This is a genomic window from Desulfonatronospira sp. (genome assembly GCA_003563255.1).
In the GTDB taxonomy this organism is placed as follows: Bacteria; Desulfobacterota; Desulfovibrionia; order Desulfovibrionales; family Desulfonatronovibrionaceae; genus Desulfonatronospira.
Genome location: PWSL01000011.1, coordinates 1 through 21,116 on the forward strand (window position 1 = coordinate 1; position 21,116 = coordinate 21,116).

The 21,116-nt window shown below is 53.9% G+C and carries 16 protein-coding genes and 1 tRNA gene; 4 read left to right on the forward strand and 13 right to left on the reverse strand.

Annotation, left to right across the window (positions count from 1 at the left end; translation table 11 throughout):
* Positions 1–259 precede the first annotated feature (259 nt).
* A complete protein-coding gene (locus QZP87_RS00365; protein WP_291320943.1) occupies positions 260–2,983 on the forward strand; it encodes a UPF0182 family protein in 2,724 nt (907 codons plus the stop codon).
* A gap of 171 nt (positions 2,984–3,154) precedes the next feature.
* Here QZP87_RS00365 and QZP87_RS00370 read toward each other — a convergent pair whose 3' ends face one another.
* Positions 3,155–4,333, reverse strand: a complete 1,179-nt coding sequence (locus QZP87_RS00370) for a TraB/GumN family protein (protein ID WP_291320944.1) — start codon at positions 4,331–4,333, stop codon at positions 3,155–3,157.
* Between the two features lie 151 nt (positions 4,334–4,484).
* On the opposite strand from QZP87_RS00370, the gene QZP87_RS00375 reads away from it, so the two are divergent.
* The gene (locus QZP87_RS00375; protein ID WP_291320945.1) at positions 4,485–6,035 is read left to right on the forward strand and encodes an ASKHA domain-containing protein; all 1,551 of its coding nucleotides are present in this window, start codon (positions 4,485–4,487) and stop codon (positions 6,033–6,035) included.
* Positions 6,036–6,094: 59 nt separating this feature from the next.
* Here the strand turns inward: QZP87_RS00375 and pnp are convergent, their stop codons facing one another.
* From pnp to QZP87_RS00430, 11 genes are all read right to left on the reverse strand, one after another.
* Positions 6,095–8,302 carry a polyribonucleotide nucleotidyltransferase gene (pnp, locus tag QZP87_RS00380; RefSeq protein ID WP_291320946.1) on the reverse strand — a complete coding sequence of 736 codons (2,208 nt, stop codon included), beginning with the start codon at positions 8,300–8,302 and terminating at the stop codon, positions 6,095–6,097.
* Between the two features lie 235 nt (positions 8,303–8,537).
* Positions 8,538–8,807: a 30S ribosomal protein S15 gene (rpsO, locus tag QZP87_RS00385; RefSeq protein ID WP_291320947.1), complete on the reverse strand. Its 270-nt coding sequence runs from the start codon at positions 8,805–8,807 to the stop codon at positions 8,538–8,540.
* 34 nt (positions 8,808–8,841) lie between these two features.
* The gene (gene truB, locus QZP87_RS00390; RefSeq protein ID WP_291320948.1) at positions 8,842–9,786 is read right to left on the reverse strand and encodes a tRNA pseudouridine(55) synthase TruB; all 945 of its coding nucleotides are present in this window, start codon (positions 9,784–9,786) and stop codon (positions 8,842–8,844) included.
* Positions 9,783–10,745: a bifunctional oligoribonuclease/PAP phosphatase NrnA gene (locus tag QZP87_RS00395; RefSeq protein WP_291320949.1), complete on the reverse strand. Its 963-nt coding sequence runs from the start codon at positions 10,743–10,745 to the stop codon at positions 9,783–9,785. The genes truB and QZP87_RS00395 overlap by 4 nt, the downstream gene beginning before the upstream one ends.
* Positions 10,726–11,055 (reverse strand): 30S ribosome-binding factor RbfA, encoded by a 330-nt coding sequence (gene rbfA, locus QZP87_RS00400; RefSeq protein WP_291320950.1) that lies wholly within the window; start codon positions 11,053–11,055, stop codon positions 10,726–10,728. The genes QZP87_RS00395 and rbfA overlap by 20 nt, the downstream gene beginning before the upstream one ends.
* Positions 11,056–11,061: 6 nt before the next feature.
* Positions 11,062–11,343 carry a DUF503 domain-containing protein gene (locus tag QZP87_RS00405; RefSeq protein ID WP_291320951.1) on the reverse strand — a complete coding sequence of 94 codons (282 nt, stop codon included), beginning with the start codon at positions 11,341–11,343 and terminating at the stop codon, positions 11,062–11,064.
* A gap of 221 nt (positions 11,344–11,564) precedes the next feature.
* Positions 11,565–14,216 carry a translation initiation factor IF-2 gene (gene infB, locus QZP87_RS00410; protein WP_291320952.1) on the reverse strand — a complete coding sequence of 884 codons (2,652 nt, stop codon included), beginning with the start codon at positions 14,214–14,216 and terminating at the stop codon, positions 11,565–11,567.
* Positions 14,206–14,481 (reverse strand): YlxR family protein, encoded by a 276-nt coding sequence (locus tag QZP87_RS00415; RefSeq protein ID WP_363330968.1) that lies wholly within the window; start codon positions 14,479–14,481, stop codon positions 14,206–14,208. The genes infB and QZP87_RS00415 overlap by 11 nt, the downstream gene beginning before the upstream one ends.
* On the reverse strand, positions 14,468–15,766 hold the full coding sequence (gene nusA, locus QZP87_RS00420) for a transcription termination factor NusA (RefSeq protein ID WP_291320953.1): 1,299 nt from the start codon (positions 15,764–15,766) through the stop codon (positions 14,468–14,470). Before nusA ends, QZP87_RS00415 begins: the two co-directional genes overlap by 14 nt.
* A gap of 47 nt (positions 15,767–15,813) precedes the next feature.
* A complete protein-coding gene (locus QZP87_RS00425; RefSeq protein ID WP_291320954.1) occupies positions 15,814–16,278 on the reverse strand; it encodes a ribosome maturation factor RimP in 465 nt (154 codons plus the stop codon).
* A 179-nt stretch (positions 16,279–16,457) separates the two neighbouring features.
* A tRNA-Gly gene (locus tag QZP87_RS00430) sits at positions 16,458–16,533 on the reverse strand.
* A 162-nt stretch (positions 16,534–16,695) separates the two neighbouring features.
* On the opposite strand from QZP87_RS00430, the gene gpmA reads away from it, so the two are divergent.
* Both gpmA and QZP87_RS00440 read left to right on the forward strand, forming a co-directional pair.
* Positions 16,696–17,442 (forward strand): 2,3-diphosphoglycerate-dependent phosphoglycerate mutase, encoded by a 747-nt coding sequence (gene gpmA, locus QZP87_RS00435; protein ID WP_291320955.1) that lies wholly within the window; start codon positions 16,696–16,698, stop codon positions 17,440–17,442.
* A 6-nt stretch (positions 17,443–17,448) separates the two neighbouring features.
* Complete coding sequence (locus QZP87_RS00440; RefSeq protein ID WP_291320956.1) at positions 17,449–18,771, forward strand: YhjD/YihY/BrkB family envelope integrity protein; 1,323 nt, start codon at positions 17,449–17,451, stop codon at positions 18,769–18,771.
* A 139-nt stretch (positions 18,772–18,910) separates the two neighbouring features.
* On the opposite strand, the gene QZP87_RS00445 is transcribed toward QZP87_RS00440, so the two are convergent.
* Positions 18,911–20,611, reverse strand: coding sequence for an NAD-binding protein (locus QZP87_RS00445; protein WP_291320957.1), 1,701 nt, complete (start codon positions 20,609–20,611; stop codon positions 18,911–18,913).
* Positions 20,612–21,116 lie beyond the last annotated feature (505 nt).

Consider the following 21,116-nt stretch of genomic DNA (forward strand, 5'->3'; position numbering starts at 1 on the left):
TACAAACATGCAAGCAAGGATTTTTTTCTTTTTTGTGGCTCCAGCTACATTTTTTAAGAAGCGGCTGGAGCCGCAAGAACTAAACGTTCCCAGGCTGGAGCCTGGGAACGAGAGGTAAGAACCAGGAACCAGGAACCGATTTTTACGACCAACATGTTTGTTCCGAAATTTGTGCTAAGCGCCTAACGGTATTGTATCAAAAAATTATAATTTCCAGATACTTAACTTTTAACTATCTAATTTCATAGAGGTTATTTAGATGTCCAATTTATTCGGTCCCAATGATCCCAGAGGGCAGCAGATGCCGCAATTCAGGCTGGAAGACCTGGATTTTTCCAAGATATACAGATTGGCCAAGGTAGGCATTGTGGTTGTGGCCCTGATTCTGATTCTTTCGGGAATCGGCTGGGCCCAGTCATTTTATACCGATTGGCTCTGGTTCAGCAGCCTTGGCTACCAACAGGTGATCCTCAAAGTGCTGTTCACCAGTGTAGGGCTGTTCTTTCTGGGGCTTGCAGTATTACTGTTACTGGCCGTGCCCAACATTTACATGGCCCACAAAAATATCATCAACCTGCGCCTGATTAACCAGGAGGTACCCCTGCAGTTGTATTACAAGGCCCGGACTCTGCTTTTGTGGGCTTCCGCCTGCGTCGCCGTCCTTGGGGCGGTGGTGCTGGGCAGGTCCTTTGCCGGCCAGTGGGAAACCGTCCTGCTCTACATTCACCAGGTGCCTTTTGGGGAGTCGGATCCCATTTTCGGCAGGGATCTGGGCTTTTATGTCTTTTCCATGCCCATGCTGGACTTTGTCCGCTCCTGGCTGCTGGTAGCCGTGATATTCGTGCTGATAATAGTTGCGGCATACTATTTCCTGAACAGCCTGCTGCGCGGGGAACAGTTCAGCCTGACCGGCAGGGTCAGAACCCATCTGGCCCTTCTGGGAGCAGGGGTGCTTCTGCTCATGGCTCTGGGACACTGGCTGGACCGTTATGACCTGCTCAATTCAACCATGGGGGCTGTCTACGGCATAGGGTTTACCGAAGACAAGGTGCTGCGCCCCGGCCTGGCGGTTATGACCCTTGTGGCCCTGGCTGCTGCCGGAGTACTGGCTGCAGCACCCTTCTACCGGGGCAGGCAGCTCATGGTTGTGGCCCTGGCAGCATGGTTCGGCCTGAATATTGTGCTGGTGCATCTGGCGCCCGGACTGGTGCAGCGCTTTGTGGTGGAACCCAGTGAACTGGCCCGGGAACGCGATTACCTGGAGCACAATATTAATTTCACCAGACAGGCCTATGGGCTGGACAATATTGTTTCTCAGCGCCATCCTGCCAGAGGTGAAATGGATCGACAGACCATAGAGGATAATAAGGGCACGGTGCGCAATGTCCGTCTGTGGGATGAAGGTCCTCTGCTTCAAAGCTACAACCAGATCCAGTTCTTCCGGCTTTACTATGATTTCCTGCAGGTGCACACCGACCGCTACATGGTAGATGATGAGCTGAGGCAGGTCATGCTGGCCACCAGGGAGTTGTCCGCGGACAAGCTGCCCAGTGAAGCCCAGCGCTGGGTCAACCGCAGGCTGCAGTTCACCCACGGCTACGGCGTGGCCATGACTCCGGTGACGGAGGTGGAGTCCGGAGGAAGACCGGGCTTTTTTATCCGGGACGTGCCTCCCACCGGTAATGTGGAACTCGAACGCCCCGAGATTTATTATGGACTCAAGAGTCTGGACTACCTTATAGTGCGCAGCCGCATGCAGGAGTTCAACTATCCCGGCCCTGAAGGCCCGGTATACACCCATTACGAGGGAGAAGGCGGGGTAAAGCTGGATTCGTTTTTCCGCCGGCTCATGTATGCCTGGAAATTCAGCGATATCAATATCCTGATTTCCAACGAGGTGACCCGGGAAAGCCTTATCCAGTACCGGCGAACCATTCCGGAGCGTTTTTCCGTGCTGACTCCTTTCCTGCAAAGAGACCGTGAAGCCTACAGCGTGGTGGCCGATGGCAAGGTCTACTGGATTCAGGATGCCTATACCGTTACCTCCAGGTATCCCTATTCAGCCCCATGGCAGAGAGCTTTCAACTACATGCGCAACAGCGTCAAGACTGTGGCTGATGCCTATCACGGTCACATGGATTACTACATATCAGACCCGGACGATCCAGTAGTGCAGACCTATGATGCTGTTTTCCCGGATCTTTTCAAGCCCCTGGAGGAAATGCCGGAGTATTTGAGAGATCATGTCCGCTATCCTCTGGACCTGTTTACAGTTCAGAGTCAGAAACTTCTGGAATACCATATGCAGGATCCGGTGGTCTTTTACAACAAGGAGGATCAGTGGTCAGTGCCGGTCCAGCACTCTTTCGGACAAACAGAGGTTTTGCAGCCATACTATATTGTTGCCAGGCTTCCAGGGGAAGAAAAAGAAGAGTTTCTGCTTATCCAGCCTTTTACACCTGTAAACAGACACAATCTGGTGGGCTGGCTGGCCGCCAGAAGCGATGGTGAAAACCTGGGGGAAATGGTGCTGTACAACTTCCCATCTGGCAGGCACGTGGATGGGCCGAATCAGGTGGAGGCCCGCATTGACAATGATGCCGTCATATCCGAGCAGTTCACCCTCTGGGGGCAGGTGGGGTCAGAGGTCTCCAGAGGCATCCTGCTGGTCATACCTGTAGGAGATTCTCTGCTTTATGCCGAACCGGTATTCTTGAAGCCCGATACCCTGGATTTTCCGGAGCTTCGAAGGATAATCCTGGCTGATTCGGAGCAGGTGGTCATGCACCAGAACCTGGAGGACTCCATTGACGCTTTGGTGGGAGAACTGCCTGCAGTGGCCCCGGTGGTGGAGACCGATGAAGAACTGCCTGTACGTGAAGACCGCGAAGACAGGGTCCTGCCCGAGTTCCGCGAAGGCCTGCGCGAAGCCGTGGACAACCTGCAGGAAGTCCTGGACGGCCTGAGGGAGATGCTTAGATAGTCTGTTGATCCGGGGGCCGTAACCATTCCGGGGGTCCTCGGTGATGATTACTGGCACCGGGCCAGGGGACTGTCCCCCGCTGAGTGCAGCTTCACAAGGTGTCGCGGGGACTGTCCCCGGGCCGGTTCTGAATGGTTACCGGGGGCCGTGGTCAGTTCTGTCCTCTGTTCCTTACACAACTCTGGTGAAGATCCAGGTGCCGGCCACAAATGTCCCCAGAACACTGCCCTGGTTGGCCAGGACCACCACCAGAAGGATTCTGCAGACCGGGTTCTTCCAGAAGGCTTTTATGGAAGTAAAGGCCTTGGGCAGGTTTTCCAGATCAGCCACCAGTGGTTTTTTGACCCAGGCCTGCACCAGGCCGGCTATCCAACCCGCGGCCATGGTGGGGTTGAGGCTGGTAATGGGGGCCGCTACAAAGGCGGCCATGATGGTAAAGGGGTGGGCCAGGGCCAGACTGACAGCCAGGGCTGAACAGAACCCATTGACCAGAATCCAGATATAGATTGACTGCACTGAGTGCTGGGCCCCCTGAGTAACAAAGCCCAGCACCAGCAGACCGACAATAACCAGGGGAATTCCCCACTTTACCAGACTGGGCCAGATGGCTTTTGCCGGCTTTGCCGTAAGGGGGCCGGTATCGATGTCCTTGTCCAGGTAGTTTTTGATTCCAGGGATGTGCCCGGCTCCTACGATGACCAGGATGCTGCTGCCGGGGCTGTTGGCAATTTTGTGGGCCAGGTACTGGTCGCGCTCATCTATCAGGGACTTTTGAATCTGGGGAAAAGACCTGGAGAATTCATCCATGACCACCTGCAGCTGGTCCTTGTCCTTGAGTTTTTCGATGTCTTCCTTCTTGATGTCTCCGGGCAGGGCCATTCCTGCCAGCAGCTGCATCAACAACTTGAATTTGCCCCACATGGACAGCGAGCCCCAGACTCTTTTCAGGGTGATATTCACATCCCTGTCCGCCAGTACAAGTTCGGCCCCGGTACTTTCAGCCTGCTTGACTCCTTCGAGCATCTCCGCCCCGGGCCTTACTCCCAGCTTTTGTCCTATCCTGCGGTAAAATGCGCTCAGCCCCAACTGAGCCAGCAGAAACAAGGCCTTGTTTTCCTTGATGACCTGGTAGATATCGGTGTTTTTCCAAACGTCCGGGTGCATCAGGGTCTGGTACCTGGATGCACACAGTTCTACACAGATGGTATCAGGCTGCACCTGCTGCACGGCCTTTTTGACGTCTTCGACGCTTTTTTCCGAGACATGTGCGGTTCCCAGAAGGTAAACTGTTTTTTCGCCTGCTTGAACCTGATGCAGGTTGTCCAATTCAAGAAGGGGTTGCTCACTCATTGCTTTTTTCAGCTCCTGGTGGATGAATAGGTTCTGGTGCTGTCCGCCGCCGGCTTGCAGGTCTGCTGGATTTTGTGTATGCGCAAATGTCGGGCATTTCAATCCGCCGGCTCAAAGCCCTTAGCATAAGGTTATCCTGTCGAGGATGCAAGTGACAAGAGTACAAATTTTTGAAAACAATGTTCCAGGGCATTATTACCTGGATGCCGGTGCGACCCTGGCCGCAAACCTTTTTAAAACCGGCTTTCTGGCCGGGGTGCCCCTCTGCTCCGGGCTGGGCCTGTGCGGCAGTTGCAGGGTGATATTTCATTCTGGTGCGCCGCAGCCTTCATCCAGGGACAGGGAGTATTTGAGTGCCGGGGAGCTAAGCCGGGGCCATCGCCTGGCATGTGCTCATTTGCCGGGCTCAGATATGGTTTTTGAGGTCCCGCAGCAGCAAAGCCTGGAAATATTTGAATGGAGCTCTGATTTCAGCCCCCTGGCTGCCGGGGTGGACCTGGGCACCACCAGCATAAAATGGGGTTTTATGCATCCTCGTTCCAGCATCAGCAAGGGCTCGGGCTTAAACCCCCAGATGGGTGCCGGAAGTGAGGTCATGTCCAGGCTGGCTTATGCTGCTGAAAGCCTGGAAAACTTCGGGCAACTGCAGGAGCTTGTTTTAGAAAAGGTGAGAAAGATACTGGCTCTGCCGGACATAATCATGCCGGCTGCACTTACCGGCAATCCAGCCATGATACATATTTTGCTCGGCCTGGATATATCCGGGCTTTTGGGGCATCCTTACAGCCTGGGTGACACTGCCGGCGGTTATTTCAGTCTGCCGGGTATACAGCAGGAGGTTTTCATTCCCCCCTTACTGTCCCCTTTTGTGGGAGCGGATGTTTCATCCGGTCTAGCCTGGCTGCGCCTGAAAGAAAAAGCGGATTTTCCGTTTCTGTTTCTGGACCTGGGCACCAACGGAGAGATGGTACTGGCCACAGGCCCTGGGCAATACTATTGTACCAGTGTGGCCATGGGGCCGGCCCTTGAAGGTGTGGGGCTCAGGTTCGGCAGTCCTTTCGGGGAGAGTGTTGCCACCGGGTTTGATTATACCGGGAAGGGTATCCAGCCTGATACAAAAGATTGGAACGGCCGGGTTTCCGGCAGCGGTTACGTGGCATTGATAAGCCTTCTCTTGAGGCTGAGGTGCATGGATACCGCAGGGCGGTTCAGGCAACCGGGCAGCAGGTTGGCGGATAAGGTGGAGATGCAGGGAAACAGGGTTGCGGTAGGAAATAAGTTTTTCCTTGAAGGCAGGGACGTGGAGGAAATACTCAAAGTCAAGGCCGCTTTTACCCTTGGCCTGGATTACCTGCTGCAGAAGACTTCCATGTCCATGCAGCAGGTGCCGCGTATCTACCTGGCCGGGGCCCTGGGAGAGCATGTCAGGATGCAGGATCTGGAAGAACTGGGTTTTTTGCCCAGAGGGGCCTCGCACAAGTGCAGGGTCGCAGGCAACACCTCTTTAAAAGGGGCTTTGCTGCTGGCCGGGGATCAGGCAGCCCGCAACTGGGTGCGCAAGCTTCCCCGGAAAATGCAGAGCCTGCCGTTGGGCGGGGACAAAGAATATGTAAATGCAGGTTTTATCCGGCATATGCATTTCGAGTACAACCCTGCAGACGCACCTGCAAAAAGTCAATATACAGACGGTAAGCCTGGATGATGGACTGGATAACTCCCTGATTTTATTGCCCGCCAAGTTCCATGCCTTCTCCGACACTGCTACCTGCGGCCGCCCCCACCCCTGGGAGGCCCGCCGGTTCGGCCACCGCCTTTCTTGGGTCCGGGCCTGGATGCCGCAGACAGGTCATAGGTCTTACCCTGTTCTTCCATTAGTACGGCCATGCGGCTCAGGCGGACCTTGCCCCGGTCATCGATCTCGATGACTTTGACCTTGATTTTGTCCCCGATTTTGACCACGTCAGATACCTTTTCCACTCTCCCGGTATCCAGCTGGGAGATGTGCACCAGTCCGTCCAGTCCCGGCAGGATTTCCACCACAGCCCCGAAGTCCAGTATCCTGGTGACCTGTCCCTGATAATCCTTTCCAAGTTCCGGCTTCTGATTATAGAACAGGATCATTTCCTTGGTCTTCTGCAGGATTTCTTCGGATGGAGCAAAGATGGATATTTTCCCGGAATCCTCTATGTCTATGGAAGACCCGGTTTCAGCGGTTATGGCTTTGATGTGCTTGCCGGAGGGGCCTATCACGTCTTTGATTTTGTTGGTGTCCACATGGATGACTTCCATCTTGGGAGCAAACGGGGAGAGTTCTTTTCTGGGCTTGTCAATCACCAGCTTCATCTGGTCCAGGATGTGCCTGCGGGCTTCCAGGGCCTGTTCGAGGGCCTGGTGCATGACAACTGTAGGGATGCCTGCAATTTTGATATCCATCTGCACAGCGGTTATTCCTTCATAAGTGCCGGCCACTTTAAAATCCATATCCCCCAGATGATCCTCGTCTCCCAGGATGTCTGTAAGCACCAGATATTCGTCATTTTCCCGGATAAGTCCCATGGCTATGCCGGCTACTGGCTCTTTCACCGGGACTCCCGCATCCATCAGGGCCAGGGTGCCTCCGCAGACAGTGGCCATGGAGGATGAGCCGTTGCTGTCCATGACTTCTGATACCAGGCGGATGGTAAAGGGGAATTCCTCTGAAGAGGGCAGCACAGGCTGAATAGCCCGTTCAGCAAGAACTCCGTGTCCTATTTCCCGCCTGGACGGCCCGCGCAGAAACTTTACCTCTCCCACACAGTAAGGGGGGAAGTTGTAATGCAGCATGAAGCTCTTGCTGCTGTCCCCGGACAGGGTCTCGATGTGCTGAATATCTGTGGAGCTGCCCAGGGTGGCTATACTAAGGGCGGTGGTTTCCCCGCGGCTGAACAGGGCGGAGCCATGGGTGCGGGGCAAAAGGCCCACCTCGATGCTCAGCGGGCGAACGGTCTTCAAGTCCCGTCCATCGATGCGGATCTTTTCCGAGCTGATCTTTTCCCGCATTATGCTTTTTTCCAGGCCTTTGAATATTTCCCCGAACTTTTCCAGTCGCTGGGATTCCGGACCGAACTTTTCCTGCAGGGAGGCCTCCACCCGGTCTCTGACCTCTGATCTGGCTTCCTTTCTGTGCATTTTGCCAGGGGTTTCCAGGGCCCGGGCCAGGTCGCCGGCCGCCATTTGTTTGACCATTTCTTCCAGTTCCGGGTCTCTTTCCGGATCTGCCGGGATTTCCATTTTGTCATGGCCGCAAAGGCTGCGCAGTTCTTCCTGGCTGTCCAGGATGGGTATGACCTGCTGCCTGGCCCAGTCTATAGCCCTGGCCACGATTTCTTCGGGCAGAAAATCAGCCACGCCCTCCACCATTACCACGCCGTCCCGGGTGGAGGCCACCATGAGGTTCAGATCGCTCTGGTCCAGGAGCTTCATGCTCGGGTTCAGGATGAATTCGTCATCGATGTAGCCCACCCTGGCCCCGGCCAGGGGGCCCAAAAATGGTATTTTGGACATATGCAGGGCTGCCGAGGCCCCGCTGATAGCCAGTATGTCCGGGTCACTTACGGAGTCAGCTGAAAGCACCGTGGCCATGATCTGGACTTCATCCTTGAAAGTTTCAGGAAAAAGCGGCCTGATGGAGCGGTCGATGAGCCTGGAGATCAGTGTCTCGCGCTCGCTTGGTCTCCCGATTTCCCGGCGGAAATAACTCCCGGGAATTTTACCCGCGGCATAGGACATTTCCTGGTAATTGACCGTAAGGGGGAAAAATCCCGGATTGTTCAGCATAGGCTGTGTTACAGCGGTTGCCAGGACCACAGTATCTCCGCTCCGGACCAGGACCGAGCCATGGGCCTGGTTGGCCATCTTGCCGGTTTCAAAAACAAGTTTGTAATCACCGGCCAGGGAAGTGATCTTGGTACTATTAAAATCTTTCAGCATAGTTATCGATCCTTTATGAATAGTTGCAGATTGTAGTTTGATAATAAATTGCGGCAACTGTTGTGTTGAATCCGGTACATTGCGCCACGCGCCGTGCAGGATCTCGGGATAAGAAGAAATCTTTTTTCACGGGTAATGCAGGCATTTGCGTACCTGTCCGGCTCAAAAAACCGGCACCAAAATGGCTGTATTTGACAGGTACGCATGCATGCATGGTCCACCGTTGCTTGCCGGGCTATTTTCTCAGACCCAGCCTGGAGATCAGCCGGCGGTAACGCTCGACATTTTTTTCCTTGAGGTAATTGAGAAGTTTGCGTCTTTTGCCTACCAGCTTCAACAGACCCGTACGGGAATGAAAATCCTTTTTGTGGGTCTTGAAGTGTTCGGTAAGGTATTTGATACGTTCCGTCAGCAGGGCCACCTGGACCTCGGGAGAGCCAGTGTCGTTTTCGTGATGTTTGAATTCCTCAATGACCTTGGACTTATCCTTGGGTTGCATCACCACAGCATTATCCTCCTTAGAATAGAATAATAACAAATCATGTCCATAATCCCCTGACTATGGACCACACCCACCGGCCATCCTGTTTTCGGGCCTCGGCCAGGGCCAGGGCAAAGCCATCCATGGAAATCAGCAGGGCCCTGGAGGGCTGCCGGGGTGCATCGCCGGAAAATCCCCGGGCATCAACGGGTCGTCCATTACGTACCAGTTTTTCCTGCTCACGGTCCAGACTGATGCGGGTCCAGTGAGACAGGGCTGCTGGTATGGACAACAGGTGCTCTTCCAGGTCCCTTTTTTCCAGGAGGCTGTCCAGGTCCACTGCCTGGTCCAGGGAAAAGGGATGGCTTTTTTCACGGACAAGGTCTGCCAGGGCCGCGCAGCATCCCAGGCGCATCCCCAGGCTGTGGGCCAGGGACCGTACATAGGTGCCGGCGGAGCAGGTTGTCCGGAATTCCACCAGGGGCAGCTCAATATTTAGAACTGCAGCCTGGTAAATATTTATCTCCTTAGTCTTGCAGGGGACCTCTTGTCCAGCTCTCACTAGGGCATGAAAGGCTTGTCCCTGGTGCTTGGCAGCCGAAACCGGAGGAACAGTCTGTTGTTTGAGGCTTTCCCAGCTTTTGATTTCCTTTCTTACCTGGTCCGGGGAGACACCGGTCCAGTCTTTCTCCTCCAGCACCGTCCCCTGAGTGTCATAGGTGTCGGTTCTGACTCCCAGGCGGATGACGCCCCAGTATGTCTTGAAACCTTCAGTGATATATGGGGCCAGTTTGGTGGCCTGCCCCAGCAGGACCACCAGAACTCCCCGGGCCATGGGATCCAGGGTACCGGCATGGCCGATTTTCTTAAGTTTGAAGCGGGCCTTGATCCTGTTGAGGCAGGCCGTGGAGGTAGGACCACCGGGTTTGTTCAGCACCAGCACCCCGCTTGGGTGTTTTTTTTCGTGAAGTCTGCCCTCAGGGGCATTTCCGCCGGGCTTCACCCCAGGTTCCTGCGGACTGATGAGATGACCATTTCCCGGGCTTCCTGCAGGGGAGCATTGATGATGCCTCCAGAGGCATTTTTGTGCCCGCCGCCCCCCAGTCTGGAAGCTATTTTGCTCACGTCATCGGTGCCGGCGCTGCGCAGGCTTATCTTGACCCGTCCGTCTTCGTCCTCGCGCAGGGTGCAGGCCACTTTCACCCCGTTCACTTTGAGAAGCGTGTTTACCAGACCTTCGCAGTCCTCCGGTCCGGTGCCGGTATTTTTGAGCATCTCTCTGGTTACGCTGATGATGCCGATACGCCCTCTGTCAATGAACTCGGAGCGCTGCAGGGCCAAACCATGCAGGCGGATCCTGCCCTGGGACCACTGATTGGTGATCATGGGGTTGAGTCTGCCGGTATCCAGCCCCTGACGCAGCATGAAAGCCGTAAGTTCCAGCACCCCGGGGGTGGTATTGCCGAAGCTGAAAAAACCTGTATCCGAGACAATGGCCAGGTAGATACCCTGGGCCATGGGACCATTAAGTTCAATGCCCAGCTCTCCGGCAAGCAGGGATATCATCTCTCCAACCGATGAATATCCCGGGTCCACCCAGTTTATTGAGCCGAACCCGGGATTGTCCGGGTGGTGGTCAATATTTATGGTGGGCACCTCCTTGATCATGCCGGCGATGTAATCCCCAGGACGTTCTGCGGATGCGCTGTCCAGGACAATGATGCATTCAACGTCATTGTAAGGGGGGCTTGTATGCAGGTCAGAAGGCAGGTCCAGCCAGGCATACTTACTGGGCAGCCCGCTCTCGTTATACAGGGAAAAGTTTTTGCCCAGACTTTTCAGGATATGTCCCGTGGCCGCCATGGAGCCTATGGAGTCGCCGTCAGGCTTTACATGCGAGGTTACAAGAAAGTTGTCGCCGGTTTTCAGGGCTTGGGTCAGTTTACCGGGCACTGGAATCATACACCATCTCCTGCAGATATACATCCCACTCAAACCTGAGTTCTGGAACATACCGCATTTTAAGGTTCTGGCCCAGGGTGGACCGTAAAAATCCGCGGGCACTATGCAGAGCTTTTTCCAGTTCCGGGGAAGGACCATGGATATGGGTATACATGACCCGGGCGATGCTCAGGTCCTTGTTCATGAGGACCCCGGTAATGGTCACCAGGTGCAGGCGTGGATCCTGGGCTTCCAGCACTATTATACGCCCCAGTTCCCGCATGATGCTGTCGGCCATCCTGGTGGCCCGTCTTGATGTTGCAGGCTGCATAACTGTCTAAAACACCTCTATTTTAACTTCCTGCAGATCGTCAGCGGAAACAGCTTCCACCATCTGCAGGGCCTTGTTCAGTATTTCCTCTACCCGGAGCTTGTCGTTGGCCAGAGTGACCATGGCAATTTCCAGGTGGTCCAGGCTGTTTTCAGAGCCTATTTCGGCCACCGCCAGATTGAACTTGTTTTTGAGCTTCTGCTTCAGGCTGCTGCTGATCCTGCGCTTGGCCTTCAGCGAAGTTATCCCGTGCAGGCGGATTTTTATATAAAGTGTTCCAATCATCATTCTGTTGCAACTGCTCAGCAGATTGTCACTGCTCTTTACTGCGACAAAAGCATTATCATGACAAACAGTAATAACGGAAAAACTTTCAGTGCATAACTCTCATCTGTCTTTCCTCTTTCTGACCTCTGACCTCTGACTACTGACCTCTGACCTCTGACCTCTGACCTCTGACTTCTGACTTCTGACCTCTGACTTCTGACCTCTGACCTCTGTCCCCTGATTTAAAGTGTAGCCTTTTCCTCTCTCTCCTGGTAGGCCTCGATAATATCCCCGACCTTGATGTCGTTGAATTTATCCAGTCCCACTCCGCACTCGTACCCCTTGGTGACGTCCTTGACGTCTTCCTTGAACCGCTTGAGGGAGCTCAGGCTGCCGGTGTACACCACGACACCGTCGCGTAGAAGCCGGGCCTTGCCGTTGCGGATGAGCCTGCCGTCCATGACCATACAGCCGGCCACCATGCCCACTCTGGGCACGCTGAAGGTCTGCAGCACCTGTGCCTGCCCCAGGTATTCCTCCTTGATAATAGGATCCAGCATACCGGCCATGGCGTCCCTGATATCGTTTACCAGGTTGTAGATGATATCGTAAAAGCGTATTTCCACGCTTTCTCTCTCGGCGACTTCCTTGACCCTGGGAGTAGGCCGGACATTGAAACCGATAACAATAGCCGAGGAGGCCGAGGCCAGCATGATGTCCGACTCGGAGATGGATCCTGCGCCGCCGTGGATGATATTGATCTTGACCGCGCTGGTGGACTGCTTGTTCAGGGCTTCGGCAATGGCTTCCAGAGAGCCCTGCACGTCCGCCTTGACCACCAGGTTGAGCTGGTGCATCCCACCTTCCGCCTTGGATGCCAGAAAGCTCTCCAGGGTGATTTTGGACTCTCTGGCCAGGTCTTTGTCCCTTTGTTTGGTCTGCCTTGTTTCGGCGATGCGTCTGGCCACCTTTTCGTCCTGGACCACCACGAACTCGTCACCAGCTTCAGGAACTCCCTCCAGACCCTGGATTTCCACCGGGACAGACGGTCCGGCCTGGTCAATCTTCTTGCCTTTGTCGTTGAACATGGCCCGGATTTTACCGTGATAAAGTCCACATACAAAGGCATCTCCATGTTTCAGGGTGCCGCCCTGCACCAGCACTGTGCCCAGGGCACCGCGACCCTTGTCCAGTCTGGCTTCTACGATATGGCCGACGGCAAATTTGTTGGGATTGGCATGCAGTTCCAGCACCTCGGCCTGCAGCAGGACCATTTCCAGGAGATCGTCAATGCCGATGCCCTGTTTGGCCGAGACATGGGTATAGATGGTATCTCCACCCCAGTCCTCGGGCACAAGCCCCAGTTCTGCCAGCTCTCTTTTGACCCGGTCCGGGTCGGAGTCTTCCTTGTCAATTTTATTCACGGCCACCACGATGGGCACACCAGCGGCCCTGGAATGGTTGACCGCCTCACGTGTCTGGTCCATGACCCCGTCATCGGCAGCCACCACCAGTATGACTATATCCGTGATCTGGGCTCCTCTGGCCCGCATGGCGGTAAAGGCCTCGTGTCCTGGTGTATCCAGAAAGACAATATCCCCCCGGTTGGAACCCACATAATAGGCTCCTATGTGCTGGGTGATCCCCCCGGCTTCACCGGAAGCAATCTTGGATTTGCGGATGGAGTCCAAAAGCGAGGTCTTGCCGTGGTCCACGTGTCCCATAATGGTTACCACCGGCGGCCGGGGAAGCATTTCTTCTGGTTTGTCCTTGTCTCTGGGGATTATGAATTCTTCCTCGGAAAACCCGGTTTTTTCTACTTCATATCCGTGCTCCGCCGCCACGATGGAGGCGGTTTCAAGATCAATGGACTGGTTGATGGTGGCCATGATTCCAAGTCCCAGAAGGGTCTTGATGATCTCCTGGGCCTTGATGCCCATCTGTTTAGCCAGATCCGAGACCCTGATGGCCTCGTCTATGCGGATCTTCTTCTTGAAGGCCTTGGTGGGCTGCAGTATTTCCTGAACCCTGGGCTCGGTCCTGGGCTTTCTGCTTCGGCCGGGTTTCAACCTGCCCCCTGTCTTGTCCGACACAGGAGATGTCTTCTGCTTTCTAAAAGTGGTCTTGGACTGCTTCTGTGCGGCACTGTCCGGTAGTGTGCTGTCGAACTCGACCACACGCTTGTCTTTTTTGTCCTTTTTCTTCCTGCGTTTTTTCTTGACCTCCCTGGAATCATCATCAGCAGCAGGTGCTTCTGCAGGGGCGGCCTTTCCAGGGGCAGGCCCCGGGACCTCAGGCTTTTTTATTTCAGGCATGAGCGGGGTTTTGGGCGCTGTTTCGGGCTCGGGCCTGGAAATGACTTTGACTCTGGGTTCTTCGGGGGGAGCCTTCTTTTTTCTGGTCTTTCTACCTCCAGGAGCAGGCTTGCCCGGCTTTTTTTCTTTATCCTGCTGTTCCGGCCCTGGTGTTTTCGCCGCCGGCTGTTCTTTGGAAGTCTGATCCGGAGGCAGGGTTATGTCTGTGGAAACGGTTTCCTGTTCTATTTTCGGCTCTTGTGCAGCTTCAGGGGCTTTTTCAGGGTGTTCCGGAACGGTTTTAATATCTTCATCCGCAGGAGGCGTGATTATATCTTCAGGGGGAACTGAAGGGTCTGCAGTTGCCGGGTCTGGTTTTTTTCTTCTCCTGACTATGACCCCGCTTTTGGCCATACTCTGGGTGACACTTTGATCTGCACCGTTTTTATGACGTTCACGCACAAGCTCGACCTGTTCCTCTGTAAGACCGCTCATATGGCTTTTGACCTGGATATTCAGATCTCTTAAGAGATGGATAAGCTCTTTGTTGGAGATGCCCAGTTCCTGTGAAATATCTCTCACTCTCATTTTAGTGGTCATTGTCGTTCCCCCTGTTGCACTTATGCCGCCAGCCTTTAAATCTGGCTATTCCGCCGGAGCACCCCGGGCTTTTGCAGATATAAAAACCCCTTCCAGGCTTCTTCTGTCCAGGGTCAGGTTCAAGTCCTTGTTCCTTTTTCCCGGAGCAGACGTGCCGCAACAGGTCTGCCTTGGGTTTTTTTGTGCGGCAGACAACGCAGGTTCGCATGGGGACATGCTTTGTACTGGGAATGCCTGTACCTGGCAGGGTGTTATCCTTGATCATTGTTCTCCGGGATCTGACCCTGGAGAAGGGGTTCTTCTCCGGTTAAATTCAGTTTTTGAGGCCCTAGAAAATTTATGGCCCCTTTGAGGTTTTCCAGGTTTTCATCGGTCAGGTCCAGTTTTTCCTTGAGTTGCTGGTCAGTCGATTGCAACAGGCTGTCCAGGCTGTCAAAGCCTTCTCGGTTGAACTCACTGATGGAGATTCCGGCGGCGCTGGCCAGTTGCTCCATAATCCGGTAATGCTCGTAAACCTCGTTGTATCTGGTCTCGGTATACACGTCTATTTTCCATCCCAGCAGGCTGGAAGCCAGCTTGACGTTCTGGCCTTTCTGGCCGATGGCAGGGGTGAGCTGGTCGTCGGGAACCACCACTTCCAGAGTTTTTTCGTCTTCATCCACTGTGATCCTGGATATCCTGGCCGGAGACAGGGCATTGGCCGCGTAAGTGGCAATGTCCGGGCTCCAGATTACGATATCTATGCGCTCCCCCTTAAGTTCCTGAACAATATTGTGAATGCGGGAGCCCTTGACGCCTACGCAGGCACCTACCGGATCCACGTCCAGGTCTTTGGTCATGACCCCCACCTTGGCCCTTTTGCCTGGATCCCTGACCACGTTCATGATTTTTATGGTACCATCGGATATCTCCGGTACTTCCCGCTTGAACAGGCAGGTGAGGTATTCCGGATGGGACCTGGATACGATAATCTGGGGGGTCCGGCTTTCCCGGCGGATGTCGACGATATAAGCCTCCACCCGGTCCCCCCGGTGAAACCTTTCCTTGGGTATCTGTTCGTCCCTGGGCAGCAGTGCCTCGGTGCGGCCAAGGTTGATTATCCAGCCGGCCCTGTCGCGGCGCTGGATAATGCCGCTGATGATTTCGCCGATGCGGTCTCTGAATTCTTCATATATAATTTCCTGTTCCGCATCGCGCATTTTCTGCATCAGAACCTGCTTTGCGGACTGGGCGGCAATACGTCCCAGGTCCTTGACATTCAGGGTGAAACCCAGTTCGTCTTCCAGCTGAACGTTGGGGTCATGTTCTTTGGCGTCTTCCAACAGGATCTCATTGTTGGGGTCTCCTATATCATCCACAACCACCTTGAACTGGTAAACCTCGATCTCACCATTGTCTTCATTGAAATTGACCTCGATGTCCAGATTGCTGCCGTACTTCCTGTAGACCGAGGAGCGCACGGCTTCTTCCAGGGTATCAACCAGCATATCCCTGTCAATGCCCTTGTCCTTGCTGATCTGGTCTATGATTTTTTTAAGTTCCAGGCTCATATGGCCTTCCTCCGTTATAAATAAATATCAAAAAAAGCTGGAAGAGGCTATTCCACCAGTCTGGCTTTGTCTATCTCGTCCCATTGAAAACTCCAGGATTTATCAGGGGATGTCTTGATGCTGATGGTGTCATTCTCTGCAGACTGCAGGGTACCGGTAAAATTTTTTCTTCCATCCCTGGGTTCCCTGAGGGTTATCTTTACCTTTTCCCGGACGTACGCCTGCATCTGGTCCGGGCGGTAAAACCTGCGGTAAAGACCAGGGGAGGATACCTCCAGATTGTAGGAGCCGGGGATCAGGTCCTCCACGTCCAGGGCAGCGCTCAACTGACGGCTCAACTGGACACACTGATCAATGGTGACGCCCCCGGGCGAGTCAACAAACACCCTGAGAATCCCCCTTTGTCTGCCTGTGCCGGGGGCAAGATCCACACCCCATGGTTCAAGCCCCATGAGGGTGCAATTGGCCTGGACCAGGTCTTCAACCTGTTTTCTAATTTCCTTGTAATCCATCTTGCTGCAGAGTGTTCTTCGATATATGTTCAGCGCTTTTTAGGAAAGCAGGGGACAGTCCCCATGCACCATGGAAAGCGTCTCAAACAGATAAGTTGTTCGGCGTTTTCCAGTCAAAAAAAAAGTGGACCAATAGGTCCACCCCATACAAACGTAAATACGTTGAAATAAGCCTGGAGTGGAGCGGGTGGCGGGGATCGAACCCGCGACACCAAGCTTGGGAAGCTTGTACTCTACCAACTGAGCTACACCCGCTCGATTCGTCTTAAAACATGACTAATCTTGGACCAAATGTCAAGGGGTTGGAGAAAAATAGAGCGGATTAATTCATCTTGCCCCGTCGGGAGTTTAAGGATAGACTGGAAGCCGAAAAAAGCAGGCTGGTGCCTGGAACATAAAACACAAGGAGAATCTGATATGTATACCCTGGTACTGCTGCGGCACGGAGAGAGTGAATGGAATCAACAGAACCGTTTCACCGGCTGGACAGACGTGGACCTGACACCTCACGGGCGGGATCAGGCCGCACTGGCCGGAGATCTTCTCAAGGCAGAAGGGATTACTTTTGACCTGGCTCACACCTCGGTTCTCAAGAGGGCCGTTCGTACCTTGTGGCTGGTTCTGGACCGCATGGATCTCATGTGGATCCCGGTGCAGCGTTCCTGGAGGCTCAATGAGCGTCATTACGGAGCCCTGCAGGGTCTCAATAAGTCCGAAACCGCTGCTGAATACGGAGATGACCAGGTGCTGCAGTGGCGCAGGAGCTATGAACTGCCTCCGCCTGTACTGGATTATGATGACGAGCGCCACCCGCGTTTTGACCTTCGCTACCGCGGACTGGATCCCAGGATACTGCCCGCGGCCGAGTGCCTCAAGGATACTGTGGAACGTTGTCTGCCGTACTGGAATGACTACCTGGCCCCACAGATCATGGCCGCAAAAAGGCTCATAATAGCCGCCCACGGCAACAGTTTAAGGGCTCTGGTGAAGTACCTGGACCAGGTGTCCGATCAGGAAATCCTGAAGCTCAACATCCCTACCGGAGTGCCTCTGGTTTATCGTCTCAATGAAGACTTGACCCCCATTGAAAGCAGGTACCTGGGGGATCAGGAGGAAATCCAGAAGGCCATCGCCGCCACGGCAGGCCAGGGCAAGGCCGGGTGATGCCGGATGTTTAAGAAAGTTCTGGATTTTGTAAAGACGGATATCTGGCGCTTGGATAAACAGGGGCTGTCCCGGATTCAGGCCTTCCTGGTGCATCACCTCAGGGTTCTGCTGGTTGCCGGGCATGGGTTTGTCCGCAATGACTGCTCCATGCGTGCCTCCTCTCTGACTTATTATACCCTGCTATCTATCGTCCCGGTTATGGCCCTGGCTTTCGGCATTGCCAAGGGCTTCGGTCTGGACGACATGCTGCAGAACCAGCTGGAACAGTTCCTGGGAGCCCACGAAGATATCCTGGACGAGGTGGTGAAGTTTTCCTACTCCATGCTGGAAGTGACCAGGGGAGGGGTCATTGCCGGAGTGGGTTTTCTATTTTTGCTCTGGGCCGTGATCAAGGTGCTGGATCACATTGAGCTTTCCTTCAATGCCGTATGGGGTGTGGAAGAGGGCAGAAGCTGGGTGCGCAAATTCACTGAATATCTGTCAGTAATGGTCCTGGCCCCGGTGCTGGTGATCTTGTCAGGAAGCCTGACGGTTTTTTTGACCGCGGAAATTTACAAGTACCTGGCTGAAGGCTGGCTGGCCATGTTTGCAGATGTATTACAGTGGGGGGCACAGTTTACGCCTTATGTGATTATCTGGATGCTGTTCACATTTTTATTCATGGCCATGCCTAATACCAGGGTGCATTTCAGGTCTGCGCTGATTGCAGGCATAATCTCCGGTACCATGTTTCAGCTTTTGCAGTGGGGGTACGTGAACTTTCAGGTGGGGGTGGTCAGGTACAACGCTATTTACGGCAGCTTTGCAGCTCTGCCCCTGTTTCTGGTATGGCTTCAGCTCAGCTGGATGATAGTCCTTCTTGGGGCCGAGTTGTCTTACGCCTATCAGAACGTACGCCGCTTCATTTATTCTGCCGAGGTCCGGGAGATAAGCCCCGTATACAAGCAGAAAGTCAGCCTGCTGGTCATGCACCTGGTAATCCAGAGATTTCTGCGGGAGCTGGGCGGGGTGAGACCGGATGAGATCTGTGAACAGTTGAAGCTGCCTGTAACCCTGGTGAACCAGGTGCTCAAAGACCTTTATCAGGCCGGGCTGGTGGTCAGGGTGGAGATATCAGGAAGCGAGAGCTCAAAATATCAGCCTGGCAAGGATGTAAACAGCATGAGCATCGCCTATGTTCTCAAGGCTCTGAATGAGTCCGGCTCCTCGGATGTACCTGTAGTCCAGAACCTGGCCTGGGACAGGATCTGTACATCCCTGGATAGTTTTGAAGAAGCCATCCGCAACTCACCGGACAATGTCCTGCTAAAGGATATCGGAACTTAAGGGGGTAAGGTAACCGTTCTTCATTTCAGGCTTTGTATCAGCGACTTACAGGTGAAAACCCTGTCATAAATAACAAGAAATATTCGAGCAATGACAGGGTTCAGCGTCTGGCACAGGGACTGCTCCAATTTGTATCTGTTTATATGTTGCCGTTTTTAAAAGAACACAGGAATTTTTTCTCTGCATCGGATGTTCCTATCAGAATCAGCTCGTCTCCTTCCTGCAGATGGTAATCAGGTTCTGGGTTGATTATGGTGCCCTTTGTGGGGGAGTCTATGGCTATGACGCTGCATCCGGACTTCATGCGGATATCGCTCTGTTTCAGGGTCTTATTGTTCAGACCCGGGCCTACCTTTTCCCGGAAGATATCCAGGCCCTCGGCCACCATTAATACATTGTCGCCCTTGATGTAGTTGATCACTGAGTTGGCACCCAGTGAGGCGTATGACATGACCAGGTCGGCCCCGGCCTGGTGCAGTTTGGATATACTTCTGTCACGGCTGGCCCTGGATATTATCTGTATCTCCGGGCGCAGCTTGCGGCAAAAGATGGTCAGGTAGATGTTGAGATCATCATTGTTGGTGGTGATTATGATGGAAGGGGTCTTGTCTATCCCGGCCCGCTTCAGGGTATGAAAATCCGCGGCATTGCCGAGCACGTACTTTTCCTTGTCAGCCACAATGCGCTGACTCTTCTCCACTATGCGATAGTCGATGTCGCTTTCCGCCAGGGCATCTGCAGCGGCCCTGCCCACACGGCCCCCGCCCAGGATAAGCACCGGGGCAAAGGACAGGTTGTAGATGCCGTATATCTCGTCGTACTTTTCAAGCTGTTCCTGGGATCCAGCCAGCACCAGCACTGTATTAGACCCGATATTCATGTCGGGCCTGGGAATCGTGAAGGTGCCTCTTTCCCAGATCCCCACCACATTTACTCCTGTTGTTTCGCGAAGCTTGCTGTCAATGATTTTTTTGCCTACCAGGGGAGTACGCATGGCCGGTGTTTCAGCAATGAGCAAGTCGCTGAAGCGGCCGATGATATTGGCGTGCATGCTGACACCCAGCACCCGCCTGGCAAGGGCCTGACCGAGCATGACGGAAAACTGGTACGCCTGGGAACAGCCTGCCATCTGCAGGATGTCCAAGGCTTTCAGGGATTCGGCTGTAGCCAGCACTGGTGTGTTCCGGCTCAGTTCGCGCATGGTGAAAACGGCGTTGGTGTTGGTATAGTCGTCGTTGTTGAACAGGACCAGTTCAGCCCTGTCGGCTCTGGCTTTGCGGTAGGTGTTGATGTCGTCCAGGTTCCCGAGCATGACCTTGTAGCCCTGGTCGTGCAGTTCCAGAGCTCTTTGCTGTTCCGGCACCAGGATGCAGTAGCGGTAGTTGTGATGCCCGAGTTTTTCCACGAGGCTGGCCGTCATGTGATCGAAATTGCTGAGAAGAACGTGTCCAGAGGTCTTCTCCGGCAGTTCCCTTGGGGTCCTGGCCTTGTTGTGGGCTTCAAGCCAGGGGGCGTAGAAAAAGCGGATGAATGTAAAGGGCAGCATGACCAGCAGGAAGATCACTCCCGATAGCAGGACCAGGACGGAAAACATCCGGCCCGGGTCAGAGTGAAAAGCAATATCCCCATAGCCCAGGGTGCTCATGGTGACCAGGGTCCAGTAAAGGCCGTCCAGAATCGAGGGTTTTTGCCCCTCGTATGCCATTATGACATGAAAAACCGCGGTGTACAGAGTCACCATAACCAGCAGGACAAAAATAAATTTCAACAGGACCAGGATATTGCTTTTGGCTGTTTTGTCTTCGAAAAAATATTCCAGAATTGATGGTATAAACTTCATAATCTTAAGTTATTGTTATAGGTTGTCGGTTATCTGGATTATCTGATAAAAAATAACAGATAACCGGGTTGCGGTCAGCCCGCTTTGGCCCATAAGGCACAGGTAACCATTCAGGGGGCACTCAGTTGTAGTTCCTGGCACAAGGTCTGGGGACTGTCCACCGCTAACGCGGGCTGCGCCCGCGACCCTGCGCGGAAAAAGTGGCCCCATCGGGGCAAAAGAGACTGCCCACGGAATACACGGAATTTCACGGAATATGCGTTGCTTCGCAACGCTTTAAAACTTCCGTGCCCTTCTGTGTGTTCCGTGGGCATAACCTCCTGGCTTTTTTTGAAAATGAAACGTAACTTCTCAATAATTCCGGGCGATCTTACACTAAGAGAATAACTGGATTCCGGCTTTCTCCGGAATGACGAATGAAAACAGGTCGTTGCATTGTGATGTCATACCGGCGGAAGCCGGTATCCAGTAACCATTCAGTGGGTGCCAGTAATCGCCACCGAGA